At 48.0% G+C, this 23,806-nt stretch carries 15 protein-coding genes and 1 pseudogene; 6 read left to right on the top strand and 10 right to left on the bottom strand.

What is annotated here, in order from left to right; all coding sequences use genetic code 11:
- Window positions 1-4: 4 nt before the first annotated feature.
- From QOS07_RS02545 to trpS, 3 genes are all read right to left on the bottom strand, one after another.
- Window positions 5-1,258, bottom strand: coding sequence for a hydroxymethylglutaryl-CoA reductase, degradative (locus QOS07_RS02545; protein WP_283587439.1), 1,254 nt, complete (start codon window positions 1,256-1,258; stop codon window positions 5-7).
- Window positions 1,251-2,186, bottom strand: a complete 936-nt coding sequence (locus QOS07_RS02540) for a Ppx/GppA family phosphatase (RefSeq protein WP_283587438.1) — start codon at window positions 2,184-2,186, stop codon at window positions 1,251-1,253. Before QOS07_RS02540 ends, QOS07_RS02545 begins: the two co-directional genes overlap by 8 nt.
- Before the next feature lie 223 nt (window positions 2,187-2,409).
- Window positions 2,410-3,432, bottom strand: a complete 1,023-nt coding sequence (trpS, locus tag QOS07_RS02535) for a tryptophan--tRNA ligase (RefSeq protein ID WP_283587437.1) — start codon at window positions 3,430-3,432, stop codon at window positions 2,410-2,412.
- Window positions 3,433-3,739: 307 nt separating this feature from the next.
- Here trpS and QOS07_RS02530 point away from each other — a divergent pair, with 307 nt between their 5' ends.
- Both QOS07_RS02530 and QOS07_RS02525 read left to right on the top strand, forming a co-directional pair.
- On the top strand, window positions 3,740-5,254 hold the full coding sequence (locus tag QOS07_RS02530; protein ID WP_283587436.1) for a Y-family DNA polymerase: 1,515 nt from the start codon (window positions 3,740-3,742) through the stop codon (window positions 5,252-5,254).
- Window positions 5,254-5,688 carry a hypothetical protein gene (locus QOS07_RS02525; RefSeq protein ID WP_283587435.1) on the top strand — a complete coding sequence of 145 codons (435 nt, stop codon included), beginning with the start codon at window positions 5,254-5,256 and terminating at the stop codon, window positions 5,686-5,688. The genes QOS07_RS02530 and QOS07_RS02525 overlap by 1 nt, the downstream gene beginning before the upstream one ends.
- Window positions 5,689-5,738: 50 nt before the next feature.
- Here QOS07_RS02525 and QOS07_RS09595 read toward each other — a convergent pair whose 3' ends face one another.
- A complete protein-coding gene (locus QOS07_RS09595; protein ID WP_408613263.1) occupies window positions 5,739-8,207 on the bottom strand; it encodes an acyl-CoA dehydratase activase-related protein in 2,469 nt (822 codons plus the stop codon).
- A gap of 93 nt (window positions 8,208-8,300) precedes the next feature.
- Window positions 8,301-10,019: pseudogene (locus QOS07_RS09590) on the bottom strand (acyl-CoA dehydratase activase); the annotation flags it as partial.
- Between the two features lie 168 nt (window positions 10,020-10,187).
- On the opposite strand from QOS07_RS09590, the gene QOS07_RS02515 reads away from it, so the two are divergent.
- Window positions 10,188-10,793, top strand: coding sequence for a TetR/AcrR family transcriptional regulator (locus QOS07_RS02515; protein ID WP_283587434.1), 606 nt, complete (start codon window positions 10,188-10,190; stop codon window positions 10,791-10,793).
- A 705-nt stretch (window positions 10,794-11,498) separates the two neighbouring features.
- On the opposite strand, the gene QOS07_RS02510 is transcribed toward QOS07_RS02515, so the two are convergent.
- Together QOS07_RS02510 and QOS07_RS02505 are read right to left on the bottom strand one after the other, a co-directional pair.
- Complete coding sequence (locus tag QOS07_RS02510) at window positions 11,499-13,718, bottom strand: alpha-galactosidase (RefSeq protein ID WP_283587433.1); 2,220 nt, start codon at window positions 13,716-13,718, stop codon at window positions 11,499-11,501.
- Between the two features lie 75 nt (window positions 13,719-13,793).
- Window positions 13,794-15,728 carry a PTS sugar transporter subunit IIA gene (locus QOS07_RS02505; protein ID WP_283587432.1) on the bottom strand — a complete coding sequence of 645 codons (1,935 nt, stop codon included), beginning with the start codon at window positions 15,726-15,728 and terminating at the stop codon, window positions 13,794-13,796.
- A gap of 225 nt (window positions 15,729-15,953) precedes the next feature.
- Here QOS07_RS02505 and QOS07_RS02500 point away from each other — a divergent pair, with 225 nt between their 5' ends.
- Window positions 15,954-16,784, top strand: a complete 831-nt coding sequence (locus tag QOS07_RS02500) for an AraC family transcriptional regulator (protein ID WP_283587431.1) — start codon at window positions 15,954-15,956, stop codon at window positions 16,782-16,784.
- Window positions 16,785-16,878: 94 nt separating this feature from the next.
- On the opposite strand, the gene ndk is transcribed toward QOS07_RS02500, so the two are convergent.
- The 3 genes from ndk to QOS07_RS02485 all read right to left on the bottom strand — a co-directional run bounded on the left by ndk (window position 16,879) and on the right by QOS07_RS02485 (window position 21,037).
- A complete protein-coding gene (gene ndk, locus QOS07_RS02495; protein WP_283587430.1) occupies window positions 16,879-17,343 on the bottom strand; it encodes a nucleoside-diphosphate kinase in 465 nt (154 codons plus the stop codon).
- Between the two features lie 67 nt (window positions 17,344-17,410).
- Window positions 17,411-19,723: an RNA polymerase recycling motor HelD gene (helD, locus tag QOS07_RS02490; protein ID WP_283587429.1), complete on the bottom strand. Its 2,313-nt coding sequence runs from the start codon at window positions 19,721-19,723 to the stop codon at window positions 17,411-17,413.
- A gap of 141 nt (window positions 19,724-19,864) precedes the next feature.
- The gene (locus QOS07_RS02485) at window positions 19,865-21,037 is read right to left on the bottom strand and encodes a cation:proton antiporter (protein ID WP_283587428.1); all 1,173 of its coding nucleotides are present in this window, start codon (window positions 21,035-21,037) and stop codon (window positions 19,865-19,867) included.
- Window positions 21,038-21,151: 114 nt separating this feature from the next.
- Between QOS07_RS02485 and QOS07_RS02480 the strand changes: the two genes are divergently transcribed.
- Entirely contained in the window at window positions 21,152-22,492 is a 1,341-nt protein-coding gene (locus QOS07_RS02480) for a ClC family H(+)/Cl(-) exchange transporter (RefSeq protein WP_283587427.1), read from the top strand.
- Between the two features lie 131 nt (window positions 22,493-22,623).
- A complete protein-coding gene (locus QOS07_RS02475; protein WP_283587426.1) occupies window positions 22,624-23,424 on the top strand; it encodes an SDR family NAD(P)-dependent oxidoreductase in 801 nt (266 codons plus the stop codon).
- Window positions 23,425-23,806 lie beyond the last annotated feature (382 nt).

Genomic DNA, 23,806 nt, shown 5'->3' with positions numbered 1-23,806 from the left:
GCAACTAATCCTTTCTTATTTCGCTAAGTACCTGTTTTGCAACTGACCGGTCAACATGGTCGAGTTTTGCTAATTTCTTCGTTACTTGGGGGACTTCATCCGCCGTTGCACCGACACTAACTGCCAAGGATCGGTACTGGAGCTTCATATGTCCCGCCTGAATTCCTGAACTAGCAAGCGCCCGGACTGCCGCTAAGTTTTGGGCCAAGCCAACACTAGCAGTGACAGCAGCTAATTCTTCTGCCGTTTCAATCCCACTGATCCGGTAATTAGCCTTCGTTAATGGATTTAGGCCAATTGAGCCACCGACAACCCCAACTGGCAATGGAAGGGTCAGGCGACCAATCAGCTGGTCACCATCAATTTGCCAGGTACTGAGGCCACGGTATTGACCATCCTTAACCGCATATGCGTGGGCACCCGCTTCGATTGCCCGCCAGTCATTTCCACTGGCAACCATCACCGCGTCGATGCCGTTCATGATTCCCTTATTATGGGTAGCGGCGCGGTACGGGTCAACCTGGGCAAGATCACTAAGCTGGGCCATCCGCCGTGCAACTTTTTCACCGGCCATTTTTGCCGTTGCCAAGTTTACAAAATCAACCCGGCATTCTACCGTCTGTAGACTCTCCGTGGCGTAGTTGCTCAAGATTGCCGTCAAGACATTAAAACCATGGTCAGTAAGCCAGTGACCAACTGCCTCGGCCATCGTGTTAACACTGTTGGCACCCATTGCCTGACAAACATCAATGCTTAAGTCAACGCTGATAAAATGACCTGGTGTGCGGAACCTAACGTCCTTAGCACCACCGCCACGACGCTTCATCGAGGGGTGAGCTTCATTCGCGACCCTTAACAGGTCATCGCGGTGGTCCCGAAGCCAGGCAAGTTCACTATCGGTTTCACCATCAGCCGGTACCAATACTACTTGCCCAACTAACGCCCGTTCTTGTCGAGCCGCCTGAAAGCCGCCTGACCGGGCAACTCGTTGGGCACCATTACTGGCCGCTGCAATTACTGACGGCTCCTCAACCGCCATCGGCACCTGGTACTCTTGACCATTAACAAGGAGGTTCAACCCTACCCCTTCTGGTAGCCGGTAATCCGTTAAATAATTTTCTACTAACTGGTTGCCAAGCGTCGATGACCCGTCTGATAATAACTGCTGATCAGCGGTTGATAAATGGCGGGCTGCCGAAAGCCGCGCCCGCCGTTCTTCTGTACTTAATTTATAAAAGCCGTGTTGCCAATTACTCATGGTTCTGCTTCCTTTGGTTTACATATTCGGTAATGATCCCTTCGCGAACACCACTTTCCGAGAAGATCACCCGGCCATCGCTATTCCGCTGGAGCAAGCTAACCAGGGGCAACATCCCCCCGATAATAATATCTGCCCGCTCGGGTTCAAGGCCTGGCATCTTTTTCCGCTGGGATAAATTACGGTTTAACAGTTCCCGATAAGTAGCATAAACAGCCCGGGAACTAAGTTGATAGCCGTGAATTGACCGCCGGTGGTGACGGTGATGGTATGACCACGCCATCCGTGCCAGTGTTCGGTTAGCACCACCAAGCAAAACAATTGGCACCCGGGTTGCGTACCGCATCCAAGGGATTTTCTTTAGCCGGTCATTCATTGCTACCTGTGCCCGAAAAAGGTCAGCTGACCGCACATACCCGTTTAAGTGGAACTGCTCTGATAAGTTAACAGCACCGACAGGGATTGAAATCAGGTCCCGGGCCCGCCGCTGCTGGACCAATACTAGTTCGCAACTTGCACCACCAACATCTAAAATCAAACAGTGGTTAAGCTTGAGGGTCCGGATAACCCCTAAGTAGTCGTAATATGCCTCTTTTTTTCCTGACAGCACCTGGAACCTAATTCCAGTCTCCCGGTGGACACGGTCTAAAAACTCCTGCCGGTTATGAGCCTGACGAACCGCCGCTGTGGTAATAGCCCGAACTTTAACGTTTGGCACTTCCTGGTAAATCTTTTTGAAGTGTTTTAGCGCCTCAATCGTTCGCTTAATGGCAGGTTCTTGGAGCATCTTTTCGCGGCCCATTCCTTCAGAAAGTCGCGTATTTTCCTTCACCCGTCTAATTTCACGAAAGCGTCCGTCTGGGGCAATTTCGGTAACTGCCATTCGCGCCGAGTTCGAGCCGAGGTCAACAATTGCGAGGTTTTCCACTATTTTCACCTCCGCTACATTTAATGTTTATTTCGAAAAAACTCTATCCCCTTTATGTTACCATGTTCCGTCCTGTGAAACACTAACAAGAATGGTTACAAAGAAATTTTTTCACGAGAAAGAAAATATTGCCGGCCTTAAGCAATAAAAAGGTCCCACACCTTAGCTAATGCGCTAATTGTAGGACCGAATGAATTCAATTTTTTAAAATTTGGGATTGTCATTATCCGAAGTAGTTAATGCCAATTGCATCCCGAACTTCTTTCAGAGTTTGGTTAGCAACCTTATTTGCCCGTTCAGAGCCTTCTTTCAGTACTTGGTCAACATAATCCATATTGTCAGCATACTGCTCACGGCGCTCACGGATTGGCTTCAATTCTGCCTGAAGGACATCATTTAAGTAGCGCTTAATCTTAACGTCACCAAGGCCACCAGCTTGGTATTGTTCTTTCAGTTCAGCTACGTGTTCCTTGTCGGGATCAAAGATGTCCAGGTAAGTGAAGACCGTGTTCCCCTCCACATGACCAGGGTCAGAAACCTTGATGTGGGTTGGGTCGGTGTACATGGACATAACCTTCTTTTGGATGGTATCTTCATCATCAGACAGGTAAATGCAATTACCCAGCGACTTACTCATCTTAGCATTACCATCCAGACCCGGAATCCGGCCTTCACCCTTTGGCGGGAAAACCCCTTCTGGTTCAACCAGGATGTCGCGGTCGTAAATCCGGTTGAAGGTCCGGACAATCTCACGGGTTTGTTCCAACATTGGTTCCTGGTCATCACCAACTGGGACGGTATCTGCCTTAAAGGCCGTGATGTCAGCAGCCTGACTGACTGGGTAAATGAAGAATCCGGCAGGCACACTTTCACCAAACTTCTTTTGCTTGATTTCTGTCTTAACGGTTGGGTTCCGCTTCAGCCGGGAAACAGTTACCAGGTTCAAGTAGTGCATCGTCAGTTCGCTCAAAGCCGGAATTTGGGACTGAACTAGGATGGTTGACTTCTTAGGGTCAATTCCAACTGCCAGGTAGTCTAAGGCCACTTCATGGAGTGAACGACGGATCTTTTCGGGGTCACGAGCATTATCGGTCAGTGCCTGCTGGTCCGCAATCATGATGTAAGTATCATACTTACCAGTGTTTTGTAATGCCACCCGGTTCTTCAATGAGCCAACATAGTGCCCAATGTGCAGCTTACCAGTTGGCCGGTCACCAGTTAAAATCACGTGTTTATTTTCTGCCATGATAATTCCTCCTTAAAATTAAAAGCGCCCTACTAGCCAATTGACTAATAGGACGCTTGCGCGCGGTGCCACCTAAATTGCAAATAACTTGCCGCTCTTTATCTGATAATCATGTAAAATCCAGTTCGCACCCTGGGGACCTTTTCACCAACCGTCCCTCGCTAAACTCGTGCTACTTAATGCCTATATTTTAGCGATTTTTACCCCAAAAGGCAAGCCACTGCTCACCAGTTATAGCAAACGCTTGTTCTTAGCAAGTAGTCCCCGTATAATAAATGGAAGAATTAAACGAAAGGAGACCCGGCTAATGCCCCGAACTTACTTGGCAATTGACTTAAAGTCCTTTTATGCTTCGGCCGAATGTGCGGCCCACCACCTTAATCCGCTAACAACTAACTTAGTCGTCGCTGACGAATCACGGACCAGTAAAACCATCTGCCTAGCTGTTTCACCGGCACTTAAGCGTTTTGGTGTTCCGGGACGGCCACGGCTATTTGAAGTCGAGCAAATCGTTAGCCGCCTCAACCGGGAACGGGCCCAAAAAGCCCCTGACCACCGTCTTTCCCGGTTCAAGTCAATTTACCGGCCAAAACTCCTGCGTAATCCGCGTCTCCAGATCGACTTCAAGATTGTTCCACCACGGATGGCCTTTTACCTGCAGAAAAGTGCGGAAATTTATGAAATTTACCTCCGCTATTTGCCGCCGGAAAAGATTCACCCGTACTCCATTGATGAGGTCTTGATGGATGTCACCGATTACCTGGCAGAACACCACGTTTCCGCACATTCCCTCGCAAAAGAAATTATTCAGACAATTCAATTAGAGACTAAGATTACTGCCACTGCCGGAATTGGGACCAACCTCTTTTTGGCCAAGGTCGCCATGGACATTGTTGCCAAGCGGATTCCTGCTGATGAAGACGGGGTACGGATTGCGCAAATGAACGAGCAAGAATACCGCCGCTATCTCTGGGCTCACGAACCGTTGACCGACTTCTGGCGGATTGGTCGTGGTTACGCTAAACGCCTGCAAAAGCTTGGGCTAAAAACGATGGGTGACATTGCCCGGTGTTCCCTCGGCAAGCTCTCGGACCCGTTAAACGAGGAGGTACTTTATCGTGAGTTCGGGAAAAATGCGGAGCTAATCATTGACCATGCCTGGGGTTATGAATCGGCAACCATGGAAGACATTAAAAATTACCGGTCAAGCAATCACGGAATTTATTCCAGTATCGTCCTGCCTAAGCCATATAAATACGGTGAAGCACGGTTAGTGGTCCGTGAAATGGTTGATATGCTGAGCCTGCAAATGGTCAAACGGGACCTGGTGGCTGACCAATTTTCATTATCAGTTAACTACGATGTCCAAAGTCTTCACCAGGGACACGGCTACCACGGGGCCACGACAACTGACTTCTATGGTCGTGAAGTTCCCCACCCTGATCATGGTGGCTTTTCGACCAAGTTGCCAACTGCGTCACCACGGGAACTGATCGACCTCTTTCTTGAGGTGTTCCGGCAAAAGGTCAACCCCGACCTCCTTATTCGGCGGGTAACTGTAACGGCTAACCACTTGGTCAAACAGGAAATTGCTGACCAGATGACTCATACCGAGCAGTTGGACCTCTTTACCAATACTCACCGCCACCTTCAGCAAGAAAGCCGGGCACAACGGCAACGGCAGCAGGACCAGCGGGTACAAAAAATGGTACTTAAGCTCCAGGACCAATTTGGTAAGAATTCGATTATTCGGGCGGCAGACCTGAAAGATGGTGCGGTTGCCAAGAAACGGAACAAGGAGATTGGGGGCCACCGAGCATAATGGATGAAAAACAATGGGAAGCGGAAAAGAAACAATTTAATGATACTTCCCGCTATCAAGACATCATGGATGCACCACGGCATGTGTCACGGGCACACCTGCCAATGCCCCAAATTGACCGAGCTGGCCAGTTTGCACCATTCGCCGCCCTAACTGGCTACAAGGAATTACTAGATAAGACGGCCAAACGTTACCAGAACAAAGAATATTTGACTCATGACCAACTGGTTAAGCTCACTAAGCAAATCAAAGAGCTCGCCAAGCAGCGCCCCTGGCCAACCATCACCGTCACCTACTTTGATGGGCAGACGGGCTACTATGAAAGCTATACCGGGCAACTGGTTAACGTTGACTGGCGGCGGCAACGACTACGTTTTCGCGACGGCAAGTCGGTGGTGATTCGAAATTTGAAAAGGATTGACGATAAGAAATAACAAGGAGATTGGGAAGAAATTTTGTTTTCTTCTCAATCTCCTTGTTTTTATTATTCAGTTACCGTTTCTTCCTTAGCAACATTCTTCTTGGCGGTGGCCATCATTAACCGAATCCGGTTAAGCTGGTTAACCACTGAGGCACCAGGGTCGTAGTCAATTGGCATCAGGTTAGCGCCCTTGTATTCACGACGCAATTCCTTCAGCATCCCCTTACCAACAATATGGTTTGGCAAACATCCGAACGGCTGCATGCAGACAATGTTGTTGACACCGGAACGAAGGAGTTCAACCATTTCAGCTGGCAGGAACCAACCTTCACCAGTCATGTTACCAAGTGACAGGACCGGCTTGGCACCGTTAACCACTTCATCCCATGGCGTAATTCCTTCAAAGTGCTTGGAAGCACGCAAAGCTTCGTCCATCGGCTTTTCAGCCTGCCGGATCAGCTTAAGCAGGACTGCCGCAAAGAGCTGTGAACTCTTCTTAGCCCCCAGGTGTTCGTGACGGTAAACCTGGTTGTAGAGCGAGTAGTTCATAAAGCCAACGATATCAGGAACAACCGCTTCGGCCCCCTCAGCCTCGAGGGTTCCTACAATATCGTTGTTGGCAATCGGTGAGTACTTAACCAGGATTTCACCAACAACGCCGACCTTTGGCTTGACCACGTTGCGAAGTGGGATCGTGTCAAAGTCGTGGACGATTTCATTAATGTTCCGCTTAAATTCCTTAAAGCTCCCGTTTTCCACGTTTGGCCGAACCCAGTCCAGCCAGTCTTCATACAGGGCATTGACGGCGCCCTTCTCGACTTCGTATGGCCGGGTGTGGTAAACCAGGCGTTCAAAGAGGTCCCCGTACAGGAAGGCAATTGAAGCCCGCTTGATCAGTGGCAGGGTAAAGGTGAAGCCCGGTGTTGATTCAACCCCCTGGTTCCCCAGTGAAATTGAAACAACTGGGACCTGTGGGAAGCCGGCATCCTTCAAGGCCTTCCGGATCAACGGAACATAGTTCGTGGCCCGGCAACCACCACCGGTCTGACTCATCATCACGGCCGTGTGATTCAAATCATACTTACCACTCTGCAGTGCTTCAACCATCTGACCGATAGAAATGATCGCTGGGTAGCAGGCATCGTTGTTGACATAACGGGTACCGACGTCTACTGAGTGCCGATCCTTGATTGGCAAGTTAACAACGTTGTAGCCTGAAGCCTGCAATGCCACGTCAACCAGGTTGTGCTGGTGGATTGGTGACAGCATTGGCAAAAGCAAGGTGTACTTTTCCTTCTTCATTTCCTTGGTGAACTTAACTGGCGTTGGGTTATCAAAGAGCTTTTCTGGGTGAATCTTCTTTTCCGTCCGCTCCTTGATTGCGGCCTTCAGTGACCGAATCCGGATCCGGATGGCACCGAGGTTATCCCCTTCGTCAATCTTCAGGCAGGTGTACAGGCGGTTGTATTGGTTCATGATTTCTTCAACTTGGTCGGTATCAATGGCGTCCAGGCCACAGCCAAAGGAGTTCAGTTGAACGAATTCCAGTTCGGGCGTCTTAGCAGCGATCCGGGCCGCTGCGTACAGCCGTGAGTGGTAGGACCACTGGTTAACTACCCGCAGGCCCTTAACATCACCGAGGTGGGCAATGGAATCTTCGGTCAAAACATGGAAGCCTGCCGCCGTGATCATTTGAGAAATTCCGTGGTTGATCATTGGGTCAAGGTGGTATGGCCGACCGGCAAGGACAACCCCGTGCTCACCCTTTTGTTTGAGCATCATCAGGGTATCTTCACCCCAGTTATGGATCTTCTGGTGGAAGTTATCCAATTCTTGGTAACCAGCTTCCAGGGCATCCTTAGCTTCCTTCTTAGTAACGCCCAGGTCCTTGAAGCATTCATATAGGTTTTTAGCCGTGGACTTGTGGTCAGCCAAGTTTAGGAATGGGTCCCGGAAGTCAACCTTGCCATCACGGATTTCGTCAACGTTCTTCCGGATAACTTCGGGGTATGACTGGACAATTGGGCAGTTAAAGTGGTTGTTGGCCGCCTTCTTCTCCTGCAATTCGTAAACAATTGCTGGGTAGAAGATCCGGTCAACATGCCGGTTTTCAATCAAGGCCATGATATGACCATGAACGTTCTTGGCCGGGTAGCAAACCGTATCGGACGGGATGGTTTCCATCCCCTTCTCATACTGCTTCTTAGTTCCCTTTGGTGAAAGGATCGTCCGGATACCCAGCTTCTTAAAGAAAGTTGCCCATAATGGGTAGTCTTCATACATGTTTAGGACCCGTGGCAAGCCAACCGTTCCCCGCGTAGCAACCTTGCTCCGTAACGGCCGGTACTTGAAGAGTTCCTTATACTTCCGTTCAACCAGGTTAACTTTTCCGTTATTCCGGGGACGTTGGCCATGCAGGCGGAGTGCCCGTGCTTCACCACGTTCACACCGGTTTCCAGTAACGAACTTCCGCCCATCATTGAAGATAGTCAGGGTCAATTCACAGTTGTTGGCACAACCACCACAGTGCATGTATTTCTTCTCAAAGGAGAGGTTCTCCATCTCCTTGAGGGAAAGCAGGCTGGTGTGGTCGCCAGCTTGGTAGTTGTGTTGGGCAATTAGGGCCGCACCGTAAGCCCCCATCAGGCCCGCAATATTTGGCCGGATAACATTAACGCCGGCAATCTTTTCAAAGGCCCGGAGAACGGCGTCATTATAGAAGGTTCCCCCTTGGCAAACAATGTGGTCACCGAGTTCATCGGCACTCCGCATCTTGATTACCTTAAACAGGGCGTTTTTGATAATTGAGAAGGACAGACCGGCAGAAATATCACCAATCGTGGCCCCTTCCTTTTGCACCTGCTTAACCTTGGAGTTCATGAAGACGGTACAACGGGAACCAAGGTCGGCCGGGTGCTTAGCTAGCAGGGCGGCTTGAGCAAAGTCCCGAATATTGTACTTTAACCCGGTCGCAAAAGTTTCCAGGAAGGACCCGCAACCAGACGAGCAGGCTTCGTTCAGCTTGATATCAGCCAGCGCGCCGTTCTTAACGGTCATCGCCTTCATGTCCTGACCACCAATATCGAGGATGAAGTCAACGTCTGGTTGGAAGTAGTGGGCTGCTTGGTAGTGGGCCACGGTTTCTACTTCACCGAGGTCAACATTGAGGGCGTTTTTAATTAGGTGTTCACCATAACCCGTGACACATGCTTTCCCAATCCGCACATCATCCGGCATCTTTTGTGTCAGGTCATAGATCATCTGCTTAGTCTTTTCCAGTGGGTCACCATCGTTGTTGTCATATTCAGTAAACAACAGTTTGTGGTCTGCTGACATCAGTACAATCTTAGTCGTCGTTGATCCCGCATCGATACCGAGGAAGGCCGTCCCGTGGTAGTTAGCGAGGTCGCCGGATTCTACCCGGTCCTTGGCGTGTCGTTGACGGAAGGCCGCTAATTCATCTTCATTTTCAAATAGTGGATCCAATGAGTGTGATGGCGCCAGGACGGACGAATCACCGTGTTCCAGCCGGTCTAAGAGGGTATCGAGTGACAGGGTTGGTTGGTCATTAGCGTACAGGGCTGCACCCTGAGCCACGAAGAGTTGTGGGTTCTCAGGGAAGATAACCTCGTCATCAGTTAAATGGAGAGTTTCGATAAAACGTTGACGGAGTTGGTCCATGAAGTAAAGTGGACCACCCAGGAAGGCAACATGGCCTTTAATCTTATGTCCTGCAGCTAAGCCAGAAATCGTCTGGTTAACCACGGCTTGGAAGATACTGGCTGCAATATCTTCCTTTCGTGCCCCGTCATTGATCAGTGGCTGAACGTCGGTCTTCGCAAAGACCCCACAGCGACTGGCAATTGGGTAAATCTTTTCCGCATTCCGGGCCAACTTATTCAGTCCGTCGGCATCAGTATCCAGCAGAACCGCCATTTGGTCGATGAAGGCCCCGGTACCACCGGCACAGCTACCGTTCATCCGCTGCTCCAGTGAGTCACCAAAGAAAGTAATCTTGGCGTCTTCACCACCAAGTTCAATTGCTACATCTGTTTCCGGAATTAGCTGTTCAACCGTCTTAGTGCAGGCGATCACTTCCTGGATAAACTTTAATTTCAGCAGGTTGGCCAGACCAATCCCACCGGACCCGGTAATGGTAAACGCAATTGGCGTTTGCCCACCCAATTCGGCAATCGCCTCTTTAATTACCCGTTCACTGGCGGCCTTGACATCTGCATAGTGCCGCTCATAACGGGAGAAAAGTGTTTGGTGGTTGGCATCCATCACCACTAATTTAACCGTGGTTGAACCCACGTCAATCCCACCAAAGAGTTTTTCAGCCATCATTAAATTCCTCCCCATACTTTTCCAACAGTGTGTATAATAATAGTTAAGTATATTTAAATGCCAAAATGCTGGTCAATCAATCATCAGATTTGGTTTGTCTGTTTGTTAGACAACAGATTCCAACATTGTGTCGGATTGAATTTTGCAAGAGGGGGTGAATATTACATGACGGTTCAAGAAGATATGCGGGTGCGTCGGACTAAGCAAAACATCATCAATGCATTCATTGAATTAACAAAGAAAAAGAATATTGACTCAATCACGGTCCAGGAAATTGCCGAAAAAGCAATGGTCAACCGGGCCACCTTCTATGCCCACTACCATGATAAGCAGGACCTATACGACCAGGTCTTTAAAGAAGCAATTGGGATGTTCACCCCGCTGCGTAACCCGCTCCTCTTCTTAAACCGCAAAATTATGTTCACTAAACTTGAGGACGTCCTTACCGGTGTCCTGGAAAATTGTTCTAAGAAGCGGGATGTTTTGCTGTTGATCATTGATGGCACCCCGGCCCGAACGCTGCAACAGCAATTGACTCCGATTTTAACAACCAATATTGGGGGAATTCTGAACCAATTTGGGATTAACAAAAAGAGCCATATACCTGAAGACCTGGTAATCACTTATATTCTTTCAATCTTTATCAGTGTTCTTTCCTGGTGGTTACATGAAGGCTATGAACATCACATGACCGCTCGGCAGCTTGCCCATACCTTCATTTTGCTCGCCCTAGATGGGCATATGCGGGTGTTGGGGCTCGATCCAAAGTAGGATTTTCATTACCAAAACTAAAAAAGCGCCTGCCGCACGCGACAGACGCTGGTTTAGTTCTGCTGAAATGCTAAGGCCTGCGCTTTAACAGCTTAAAAATAAGCTTAATCAGTTTTTTCAGCTGCCTCATACTTAGGGCAACAACACAAACATGACAATGCAATGATGCAACGGGAAGAACCTCCTTCCCTGCACATATTAGGTGTGTGATTAAGGCACCTGACGTGCTCAATCATTGTATCATACAAGCCGATCGGTTATAATGTAATTACAAACATGATAATGCTGGCGTGCAAATTAGACCAGTTGATTACTTGTCTGAGCCGGCGGGGTACCTGAAAAGGTACTCTTTTTTTATACCTTGAAACTAAAAATAAGCCCTAAATCCAAGAGTAGAAAAGACTCTGAGCCCTATTACAACAACCGTTGAGATAAGTAGCTAATGTTCCCTGGGGATCTTTATTGTGAACCTGTTCCCTATACGCCCCCTCAAAAGCCGCTGTTTAAACATAATAGGAGCCGTGACACAACTCCGGTTAGGGCCTGCGACACGCAATTAGCCTATTTGGTATGGCTAGCGATGGTCCGTAGCTAGACACTAGGGCCCTGAGTTGGTCACGCGATATCTCTGTAATATTCGGAGCTAAAGCAAAGGCTCGTGACAAAACCGAGTTTTGTCACGAGCCCCTTGCTTATCTTATTAAATTAAGCTTCCTTAGCAACGAACAGCCGGGAGCTGAAGTCGGAAGGATCCTTTTCTGGCTTAGTCCGGTCCATGATCCGTGGCACGAAGTAACCGGCGTTCATCAGTTCAGCACCGGAGAACTTCTCATCCCCGTCATTAACCGTGTATTGCTTTTCTGGATCCAGGCCAGCAAAGTAAATCCGGATGTAAGCTGGGTTAGCACCGTTCAAGATTTGGAAACGGGCAACGATTGCTTCAGACTGGTCATCGTTAACAACCTCCCAGTCATAAACATTGTCATTTGCGGTGTCAGCATTCTCCAGCCGGTAGAACTTGCCGAATTGGAACAGTTGACGGTACTTCTTGTAAAAGACCACTTGGTCCTTGATCTCATCTAATTCTGCTTGTGGCAGCTTAGTAATATCAAGTTCGTAACCAAAGTCACCAAAGTAGGCAACAGCGGCCCGGGTGGCGATGGATGTCAACCGACCAACTTGGTCATTTGGCACGGCAGAAACATGGGCACCCCACATCGATTGCTGGTAACCATATGAAGTCCCATCCTGGATCTTGATCCGTTCAACCGCGTCGGTGTCATCGCTGCACCATGCTTGTGGTGCGTAGTACATCATCCCGAGGTCAAACCGACCACCACCAGAAGCACATGATTCAAAGAGGATCTTTGGGAAGGCCGCCGTCAGCCGAGCGTACAGTTGGTAAACGCCCAGGATGTAGCGGTGGGCAAATTCAAGTTGCCGGTCAGCTGGCAATTGTGCCCCAAACATTTCAGTAATGTTCCGGTTCATATCCCACTTGATGTAGTCCAGCTTCGTCTTCTTGATAATTGCGGAAATGTGGTCAAAGAGGTAATCAACGACTTCCTTACGACTCATATCAAGAACATACTGGTTCCGGGCTGGCGTACTTTGCCGGCCGGGAGTAGAAATCATCCAGTCAGGATGTTCTTCATAAAGCTTACTGTCAATCGAAATCATTTCTGGTTCGAACCACAGGCCAAACTTCATGCCCTTGTCATGAACCTTCTTGGCAAAGCCATCAATGCCAGTTGCAAACTTCTTTTCATCAACGAACCAGTCACCAAGGCTTGACTTGTCATCATCACGGTGACCAAACCAACCATCATCAAGAACGAACATTTCAATGCCGAGCTTGTGGGCTTCGTCAACGATTGGCATCAACTTATCTTCGTTGAAGTCCATGAAGGTGGCTTCCCAGTTATTAATCAGAATTGGCCGTTCTTGACGGGCAAAGTGAGGGTTAATCAGGTGGTCTTGGTAGAAGTCAGCGAGTTGTTGACTCAGTTGGTTAAAGCCATCTGCCGAGTAGGTCATAATTGCTTCCGGCGTTTGGAAACTGTCCCCATCAGAAAGTTTCCAGCCGAATTCGTCCGGATTAATACCAACTAGGACCCGGGTTGTATCGAATTGGTCAACTTCTACTGAGTCCAGGAAGTTGCCGGAGTAAATAAAGTTAAAGCCAAAGGCACCACCGTGGTTATTGTCGGTGTGTGGCCGGGCCAGCATGAAGAATGGGTTATGCTGGTGGCTTGATGCATCCCGCAGGCTGCTGATACTTTGAACACCAGCGCGAAGTGGGGTCCGGATTAGGTGCCGTTCGCGAGCCCAACTACCGGAGAACTGAACCATATCATATTTAGCGTCTGGCAGGTCTAATTGCAAACTCAAAGCCCGGTCTAACATAATATCGTTACCATGATTTAAGAAGGTGGCGCTCCGTACAATTACGTCTTCCTTATCAAAGATCGTGTAATGAAGAGTTAAGGCAATGTTTTCATACTCATCCTTGAACACCACATCCAGTGTTTGAGCATCGTCACCCTGGTCATCAAAGGATGATGGCAAGTCCGCTAACCGTTCCTTACCATCAATAATCCGGTAACCCATGTACTTGAACTCTGAAGTCCGTGAGCCATCGTGGTAGGTAATTTGGTAAGCAGGATAGCGGTAGTCACCCTTGCCTAAGCCGGCATATTCCTGCTTGATTAATTCAAGCTGGAAATCAGGCTGTTCAACGGTCAAGGTGTTAGTGCAGTCGTGCTCTTCCCGACTCGCCAGATTAGTATAGGCATCCTTTACCGGAACACGTGGCCCATAGTAAAGCTGGCCGGCCCCGCCATTTTCTAAGATCTTGAAAATATAACTGGTCTTAGCAGTTTGGAGGTGGAACAGCTTTTGTTCTTCATTAACATGGATACTCATTTTGAATAACCCCTTTTGTATAAATTGTAAGCATTTACATTATTAATTATAGACTTAATTAAGCCTGATAACTAGTTAGTTTTTGTTATCAGTAGCTTTTGCTTGCAGTTCAACTTGCAAAACATTATCGCCAGCTTGAACTTCAGTACCTGGTGTACCAGTTAAAGTAATCGGTCCTAACTTCTTCGTGTTCGTGACCGCGACAACAACAGTATCGTCAAGGCCTGCCTTCTTAATTGTTGGGTCCCAGAACTCAATTAATTCTTGTCCCTTCTTTACTTTCTGGCCTTCCTCAACGTAGGAAACAAAGCCGGTCCCCTTCAATTTAACGGTACCAATTCCAACGTGGATTAAGAGGGCAATTCCATCTTCACTGAGCAAGCCAACCGCATGCCGCGTTGTAAATACTTGCTTGACCTTCGCATCAAATGGTGCCAAGACCCGACCATCAGTTGGTTTAATGGCAAAACCATCACCAGCTGCACCGGTTGAGAAGACATCATCCTTTACATCAGACATCTTCATCAGCTTCCCGGCAATTGGCGTTGCAACGTTTACCGTCTTGGCTGCTTGCTTGTCATCACCAATGTGCTTGCCCCATGTCTTTTCCAGTTCGGCAACAATTTCGGCGTGCTTTTGTTCACTCAAAATCACCTTCTTGGCAAAGACACAAATAGCAATCACTAACAGCACGGCAGGAACGGCAAACATCATTAACTTGAAGTTCATCCGGCCAGTAGCAGTGATGGATGAAGCAGTTGCACCAGTCGTCATTCCGGCAAGGATAGCAACTTGACCAACCACCCCGTTGGCCACGGCACCACCGAACTTATCCAGTAATGGCCGCACGGACAAAGCAAGTGATTCATCACGGTGACCCAACTTCAACTGACCATATTCAACGGAGTCAGTGATAACCATCAGGACAATTAAGAAGACCATTGGTTGTGGGAAACCAAACATGGAAGCAGCAATCAAAACTAATGCTAAGTTGTCACCAGCAACGGAGAACAGTGCAATCCCGCAAAGCATGAAGACCAGTAAGCAGGTAAACAGTGCTTTCCGACTGAGGTGCTTAGAGAAGAATGGGAACAATGAAGTCCCGATAATTCCCAAGAAGACATTGATTGTTGAGAAAATTGAGAATGCCTTTGGTGCACCCATGATGTAAGTGAAGTAGTAAACTTCAAGCGAGTTGATAATGTTAATAGCAACACAGTAGAAGAGGTATGCACAGGCAACCCACATCAACTGATCGTTACCAGATAAGGCTTTGAAGATTCCAACAACACCAACGGTATCCTTCTTGTTCTTCCGAATTTCACTATTCGTTTCACGGGTAAAGATACCAACACCCCAGGCAGACAGCATGGCCAGCGAACAGATAATCAGGGCAAAGACAAACCAACCACGGTCATCCCCGGTGCTAGTCTTAGTAGCTGAGAAGTAGATAACGGCTGGCATAACGATGATCCCAACCATACCACCACCGATTGTGGAACCGACCCGGGCAAAGGTAGCCGTCTTTTCACGTTCCCGTGAATCAGTCGTCAGTGATGGCAACATTGACCAGAAACCAACATCCTTAAATGAATAGAAGATATCCATCGTGATGTACAATACACCGAATAAGACGAGGTAACCAACCGCACTCTTCTTGTACAAGCCACCCATGTTAGTGAACAAGAGCAGAAGAATTACGGCAGAAACGGTCCCACCGATAACAACCCATGGACGGAAGTGGCCCCACCGGGTCTTGGTCCGGTCAATGGCGTTCCCAATAAATGGGTCAATGAATAATTCAACGAAACGAAGGCACATGATAATTAAGGTGACAATACTAATCATCTTGTTATCCAACGCCTTGTTACCAGTATCAAATAAGTGCGAGGTAATGAACATAATCAGGTAACCACAAAGGAGACCGTAGAATGAATCGTTACCAAAAGCACCAAAACTATAAGCAAGACGCTCGCGCATCGTCATCTTGCTTTTTCCTTCCGTACTCATATAATTTCCTTCTCTCCCAATAAATTTAAAAACGGTTTCTGTATCCGTTTTCAATCATCGTCATAAATTATATTTGATAAGCGTTTATCATTCCATGGTCAAACGCACTCAAAGTATGCCAAATGTTTTTATGAACAAATTGACATACAATAAGCTAATTTGTGCTAAAATAAGCAATGTTATTTTATTGTTAAAAACATATATCCATGGAAAGGAGTGTAATTGATGGACGGCGAATACAAAAGTCTAACAGGTAAGAGCTTTGAAAGTAATATTCTCTTCGTCGGTCAGGATGATTGTGCGCCTAACTATTTCTACCGCGGAAATAACGTCCGTGAAAACTATGTCATCCACTATATCATCGATGGTAAGGGAACTTTTTCATCAGCCAACCACCAGGCCGTCAGCCTAAAAAAAGGCGACGTGTTTATCCTTCCCAAGGGCGTTCCCTGTTTTTACCAGGCTGATGGTGAAGACCCGTGGAAGTACTTCTGGATTGGCCTCTCCGGGACCAAGATCAAGACAATGCTGTCTGGGTCTGAATTATTTACCAAACGCTACCTCCGCCAGGTTCAAGATAGCCAGTTTTATGACCGGCTCACCAAACTATTCGCGGCGTTAAAACAAAAGAGCTCGCTGGCTAACGATATTTTAGTGGAGTCACTCACCTACCAAATGTTCTACCAGCTGGTAACAGAGTACCCAACTAAGGCACCGAAAGCCGATAGTAAGGCCCATGACCTACTTAAGCTGGCTACCTACTACCTGCAAAAAAACTTCCACAAGAATTCCTGCAACGTGGAAGACCTCTGCCACCATCTCAACATCTCCCGGAGTTACCTCTATACTATTTTCAAAAAGAACCTAAATATTTCAGTTCAGAGCTACCTAACCCACTTACGGATGGAAGAAGCTTGCCAACTTCTCCGCAGTACTGATGAAACCGTCCAGGAGGTAGCCCACCGGGTCGGCTACCGGGATGAATTTACTTTTTCTAAGGCTTTCAAACGGTACAGCGGCTTTAGCCCGGTGGTGTACCGCGAAAATACCCGCTAATGCAAAAGCGCTGGACTTACTTTCCAATTACCGTGTAATAAAAAATGAGACTAGGAAGAAGTTTTACTTTCTTCCTAGTCTCATTTTTACTTTTTTAGTTGTCTTGTAAATGAGCTTTCCGTGCTTGGTCGATATCAAATTCTGGGAACCAAATACCGATTTCCTTTTGCGCACTTTCAACCGTATCTGAAGTGTGGATGATGTTCCGCAGGTTACCATCTGGCCATTCACGACCGTAGTCACCACGGATAGTACCCCACTCGGCTTCACCAGGGTTGGTAGCACCAGCCATGTTGTGGATAGCTTGGACAACATTAGTACCAGAAACCACAATTCCAACGATTGGGCCTTCAGTCATGTATTCCAACAATTCAGGGAAGAATGGCTTGTTAACCTTGTCAGCATAGTGTTGACGGAGTTTTTCTTCCGTTGGGATGATCATCTTCAGCGCTTCGATGTTGTAGCCCTTCCGTTCGATCCGGGTGATAATATCACCGATATGCCGGGTCTTAACACCATCTGGCTTTACCAGTACCAATGTATATTCGTCTTTTACCATTGGGAAACATCTCCTTATAAATCACTACTGATAGCGTACCATATTGCGCCTAATCTTGAAAGCGGTTTTAATCTTTATCCATTAATTCGTGTTCAATTACCAACTGCCGGCCCGCTTGTTCATTAATGGCCGGGCTCACCGGACCGTTGCTCAACAGGGTCAACTGATGCATTGCCCGGGTTGCCATCGTGTAGATCATTCCCACCGCATCAACATTTTCCATGTTGCTTGCGGAAACGTCATATGCAACGACCGAATCAAATTCGAGCCCTTTGGCAAGGTAGATTGGCAAAACTAGCACCCCGGATGGCAAGGCACTATCACGAGCATGAAGTAGGTGTAGGTCGTCCACCTTTTGTTGGTGCAAGAAACGGTACACATCTTCGGCCTGGGCCAAGTTTTTCGTCAGTACCGCCACTGTTTCGTACTCAGTCCGTTGGTCATTGATGCTTTCCAGTAATGCTTCATTAAGGGCTGGCTGGTCATAGCGGACCACGAGCCGTGGCTGGTCGCCGTGACGGGTAAATGAAATTACCTGGTCACCATCTGGCAACAGTGACTTGGCAAAATCAGTGATCTCCTTAGTTGACCGGTAGCTCCGGTTAAGGGAAATCAGGTTCGGATGCTTAGCCTTCAGGACGGCACTTAATTCTTCCAACATCTCCTGGGGAAGCTGCAATGGCTTAAAAAGTGCCTGTTCACTATCGCCCAGTACCGTAAACTTGGCCCGGGGGAAGGTATGGCGGAGGTAAACTAGCATAGCTAACGGATAATCCTGCATTTCGTCAATAAAGACGTACTGGAAGGATTGGTTCTGCCCACTCCCCGTCATTAAGTCACGCAAGTACATCAGCGGCGCCGTATGCATTAACTTAAGTCGGTGGCACTCAATTTCTTCCTGGTACTCAGTAATTGAACTAGTCCAGTCCCGTTTACTGATATTTTGTGGCAGATCTACCTGCCGGAGGAATTGTTCGTACTGGTTGAAGAAGTCAATGAAGTAGTTGTTGTAAATTGCATCGGCCACCACCCGCAGACGACGCTTGGCATACCGGCGAGACAGGTAATCATACTGCTGGTCTTCATCTTCGAAATCATCAACCGTGTGCTTGCCGTATAGGCTGTGCAGCTGTTGCACATCAAGCTCATCAAGTCCCTTGGCAACCCAGTCCTTCTTGGCCTCTTCACGCACACGGTGTTGGAGTTCTCGAATTAGCTTATTTTTCAGGTGGATCAAGCGGTCAGCTGCCGTCATGGTTGCCGGCAGTGACTGGTAGATTTCCTTGATGTGGGCAGCGCTGAAGAACACCTGGCTGTTAAACGTTAAGTCCGCAAACTGGAACTGGTCGACTGGCAGGTCACGCACATAATCACGGACCGCATCCATTGCAGCCGCACTTTCTAGGAAGTCCGCAATATCATGGTTGCCGTTCCCCGTCTGGCGGTCCTCGTAGCGGTCAAATAAGGTTTCGACCTGAAGTCCCTCGAACCGACGCCGCAGGAACCCAGCCAGGGTCACTTGCCGCATGTTTCGTTCACCTAGGCTTGGCAACACCTCAGAAATATAGTGGCTAAAGAGGTTGTTTGGACTGAAAAGCACAATCTGATCAGCGTTCAGCTCGGCCCGGCTATGGTAAAGAAGGTAAGCGATCCGTTGCAAAATTGCGGACGTCTTCCCCGATCCAGCGACCCCCTGAACCAGGAGCAAGTCACTCTTTGTATCCCGGATGATATCGTTTTGCTCTTGCTGGATGGTGGCTACGATGTTGTGCATGTACTGATCGTTTTGTTCCCCCAAGGCGGCCTGGAGAAGTTCGTCACCAACCGTATCATTGGTGTCAAACATGTTGGTAATCTTGCCATCCTTGATAGTAAATTGTCGTTTCTTAACCAGTTCCGTTTTCTGTATTCCAGCCGGGGTCTCGTACTTTACTGGACCCAAATTGCCGTTATAGTAAACACCTGAAATCGGCGCCCGCCAATCGTAAATTAGGAAGTCGGTTTTATCCTCGTTCATCAGCGACGCAGTACCGATATAGAGCGTCTCCGGTTCCTTTTCACCAGGATCAAGGATGTCGATTCGGCCAAAATAGGGTGACCCATGAAGGCCACGGAGCGTTTGCAGCTGGTGCTTGAGAATCGTTTCATTTTCCGCTGCCTGCGAAACAAGCCGGCGCTGTTGTTCCAGTTCGGACCGTGATTCTGCAATATCATCAACTTCGTAGCGGTTAATTGAGGCGTTTTCGCTGTAATTCTTTTCGACAGCCCGGGTTTCCTTGTGGGCGTCATTAACGGCTTGCGCGGTTGTTTCAATCTGACGTTTGATTTCATCATCCACCCGGTCAACCCGTGCTTGTTCAAGGCGCTGCTCTTCTTCCATTCGTAACCCTCTCTTCTCGTTAATCATGACTTATTATTGTAGCATCTTATTGTTATCAGCCATAGTAAAAAGGCCGCAGCAAAATCGCTACGACCTTTATTTTTATTCCTAATATTATCAACCCGGTTAGGGCACAGCTTCCTATCCTTGTACTTCTGCTTTCGGCAACTTCTTCAACGAGTGTTTCAAGATAAATGGTTCAAGGACCGTTGCCAAAATAATAACGGTAATTACATCTGAGTAATACATCGATGACAACAAGTGGGCCTCGTAACCGATCTGGGCAGTAATTAAGGCCATTTCACCACGAGCAACCATACCGCTCCCAACAACGTAGGAACTATCAAGGTTGAAGCCCGCTAGCTTGGCACCGGCACCACAGCCAACCAACTTGGTCAGACAAGCCAGAATGGTCATCACAATCACGAACACAATTGACCGTGAAATGTTATCAAAGCGCATGTTCAAACCAACGCTGACAAAGAACAGCGGAATGAAGAGCGCGTACCCAATTGGTTCAAAGCTCCGGTCAATCGTCTCTTTCCGGTGGGTATTAGCAACCGCGATCCCGGCAAAGAAGGAACCAACTGCCCCACTCAGGCCAACGTAATGGGCAATGGCCGCCATCCCCAGACAGATGATCATCGCCATCACGGACGGTGCAGATTCAGTCAACATCTTTTCACTAATGTGCATCAGGTATGGTGCCAACCAGCGAACCAGCAGGTAAGTACCACCAAAGAAGAGGACTTGCAAGCACAGAGCAAGCCACAGTGGTAGGCTGCTGTGGGCATTGCCGCCTTCACCGTTAATCACACTAATCATGATTGATAGCATCATAACACCGATAATGTCATCGGCCACCGCGGCACCGAGGATGGTTGCCCCTTCCCGGCTGGAAATTTGGTTAAATTCCCGCAATACGGCCACGGAAATGCTGACGGAGGTTGCGGCGAAGATTACCCCGATAAAGACCGACTCAGTCTTGGTGAAACCAAAGAGGTAACTAACCGGCGCCATGACGATTACCGGGATAATCGCCCCCGCCGCAGCAACATAAAATGCCGGTCGCAAGTACTTCTTCAGCTGGGAGAGGTCACTCTCCAACCCGGCAATAAACATTAAGATAATGACCCCAATTTCTTGGAACTCATTCATCATCGAATTAAGGTGGACCCAGTTTAAGATTGCCGGACCCACCAGGATTCCGACAAAGATCTGCCCGATTACTTCAGGGATTTCAACCCGCCGGCAGTAATGAGCCACAATCTGGGTTAATAATAGTAAGCCCGCTAAGGTGGCAATAAATTCCATATCTTTCCCTCCACTATTTAAATCACTAGCTTTTATCATAGCATAAGTTTGACTAATCCCCACTATGAAAGGATATAATCTGGTAAGAAGCATTTATTTCTGGAGGAAAAGATCTTGCCAAATTCACAGCAAATTCGTTCGCGGGACCTACTTCGCCGTCCCTTTAGTCAACCATTCTTAAACCACGTTGGCGCCGGTATCGTTGTTGGCTTCCTCACCGGGTTAGTGGTCGGAGCCTTCCGCTGGATTATCGACCAAACACTAAAATTCTTAGCGGATATTTATCCCCAAATGGCTAGCCACCCTTTGTGGATCCTGCCATATGTTTTGGTAATGGTCATTATTGCCCTACTCCTTGGCCGATTGCTCAAGGGGCGGACACTGGACCTGGTGGGGTCGGGGGTCCCACAAATCGAAGCCATCTTGTTGGGAAAACATGAAATGAAGTGGTGGTCCGTGCTCTGGCGGAAATTTGTCGGGGGACTATTGGCCATCTGTCCCGGACTCTTTCTTGGTCGTGAAGGTCCCTGTATCCAGATGGGTGCCTGCATCGGTCAAGGATTATCAGAAAAGATTTTCCACCTTAATAAGGAAGACCGGCACCTCTTACTTCAATGCGGGGCCGCGGCCGGACTAGCTGCCGCCTTCAGTGCGCCATTAGCCGGAACGGTCTTCTTACTGGAAGAAATCACTCATAACTTCCGCAACCGGGTGTGGGTACCGGCACTGGCCGCCTGTATTGCTGCCGACTTTGCGACCTTTTTCTATTTTGGTACCAAGCCTTGCCTCTACTTGCCAATCAAGACCGACCTCCCCTTCAGCGCCTACCCATGGCTATTGGTTGTCGGAATTGTCATTGGTGCTGGTGCTTACGGTTTTCAATACGGTATTTTGAACCTGCATTGGTGGTACGGAAAGCTAACTTTAATTCCCCAACGCTTTCATTCCATCATCCCCCTACTACTGGTAATCCCTGTAGGGCTATGGAATGTTAACCTCCTCGGTGGTAGTCACAAGGTTATTCAGTTTCTAACCACCATGCCGGCAAATAATAGCTGGGCTACTTGCCTCGGACTGCTAGTTATTTTCCTGGTAATCCGCTTTGTGGGAACGATGATTTCGTACGGCGCAACCGTCCCTGGTGGGATTTTCATGCCAATCTTTGTACTCGGTGGAATCTGGGGTGCAATTGCTGGAATCATCATGGTACATGCCGGGATTATTCCAGCATCCTGCTACCTAAACATGATTGTCCTTGGAATGACGTCTTATATTGCCGCCACAGAAGGGACCCCGTTCACTTCAATTTTATTAGCAACTGAAATGGTGGGTTCCATCGAGCAGATATTGCCAATGGCGCTGTTAACTTTTGTTGCCTACTACACGAGCATGGCGCTAGGCTCACAACCACTGATTTACGACGCCCTACGTGAGGAAATGGTATTTGAAAAATAAAATAACGGATGGTTCGCCTTTAGTTGGTAGCCATCCGTTATTTTATTTTAAAAGAGAATGGCCACTAACCCACTTCAGCGACTGCTAATGTTATAATTGTATTATAAATGAATTAATAGGGAGGAGACGTAATGAGCTTTTTACAAGGAAAAGTGGCTCTAATAACCGGTGGTGGCCGGGCCGTTCTCAGTGACGGAAAGAGTGGTTCAATCGGTTATGGGATTGCTACCGCCTATGCCAAGGAAGGTGCTAACCTGGTAATTACCGGACGAAACAAGGCTAAGTTAGACGGCGCTAAGCAAGAATTAGAGGATAAGTACGGGATCAAGGTACTGGCTCTTCAGGCCGACATTAATCCAAAAGCTGACAACCAAGCCGTGGCTAAGGGGGTCGTTGACCAGGCAGTCAAAGAATTTGGCCGCTTAGACGTTTTAATTAACAACGCCCAGGCTTCTGCTTCGGGGGTTACCCTGGCTGACCACACACCTGAACAATTCGATCTTGCAATTTATTCTGGCCTATACGCCGCCTTCTACTACATGCAGGCCGCTTACCCACATTTAAAAGAAACAGCGGGATCAGTAATTAACTTTGCTTCCGGGGCCGGGCTGTTTGGCAACTATGGTCAATGTGCCTATGCAGCAGCTAAGGAAGGAATCCGCGGAATGAGCCGGGTAGCAGCTACCGAATGGGCAAAGGATAACATCAACGTTAATGTTGTCTGCCCATTAGCTTGGACTGCTAAGTTGGAACAATTCAAGGAAGCCTTCCCTGACGCATTCAAGTCCAATGTCCACGTTCCACCAATGGGGCACTTCGGCGATGCTGAAAAAGAAATTGGCCGGGTTTGTGTCCAACTTGCTTCTCCCGACTTTAAGTACATGACTGGTGAAACGCTCACCCTCGAAGGTGGTTTGGGTCAACGACCATAAGGAGGTAGCGCCTCAAGCCAGCTTCCATGTCGTAATTTAACTATCTTTACAGTAGCAAAAAGGGCTGAGTTGATTCCCAGCCTTTTTGTTTTACTCGCAGCTAATCCTAAAAAACTCGTACTTAATAACAGCGGCTGTTGCTACACGTCCTGAATACGTATAAAATAATATCAAACATGATATATGGTCAAACGGCATTAAAAAGACTCAGCTTCCACGTCACCCTAAATTTAGTGACATGCTTTACAAGGAAATTCAATTTAAAATAAAGGGAGAGACACGCTATGGACGAAATTAAAGTATTTGGCAGATTGTAAAATATAAGTTGAACATTTAAGTGGACAAGAAAACCCATAAAGGTCTTTAATGGTGTTACCACAAC

Origin of the sequence: Limosilactobacillus viscerum, from assembly GCF_947387525.1 — a bacterium.
GTDB lineage: Bacteria > Bacillota > Bacilli > Lactobacillales > Lactobacillaceae > Limosilactobacillus > Limosilactobacillus viscerum.
Note: the sequence above shows the minus strand (reverse complement) of the source record. Positions and strands in the feature narration are given on the sequence as shown.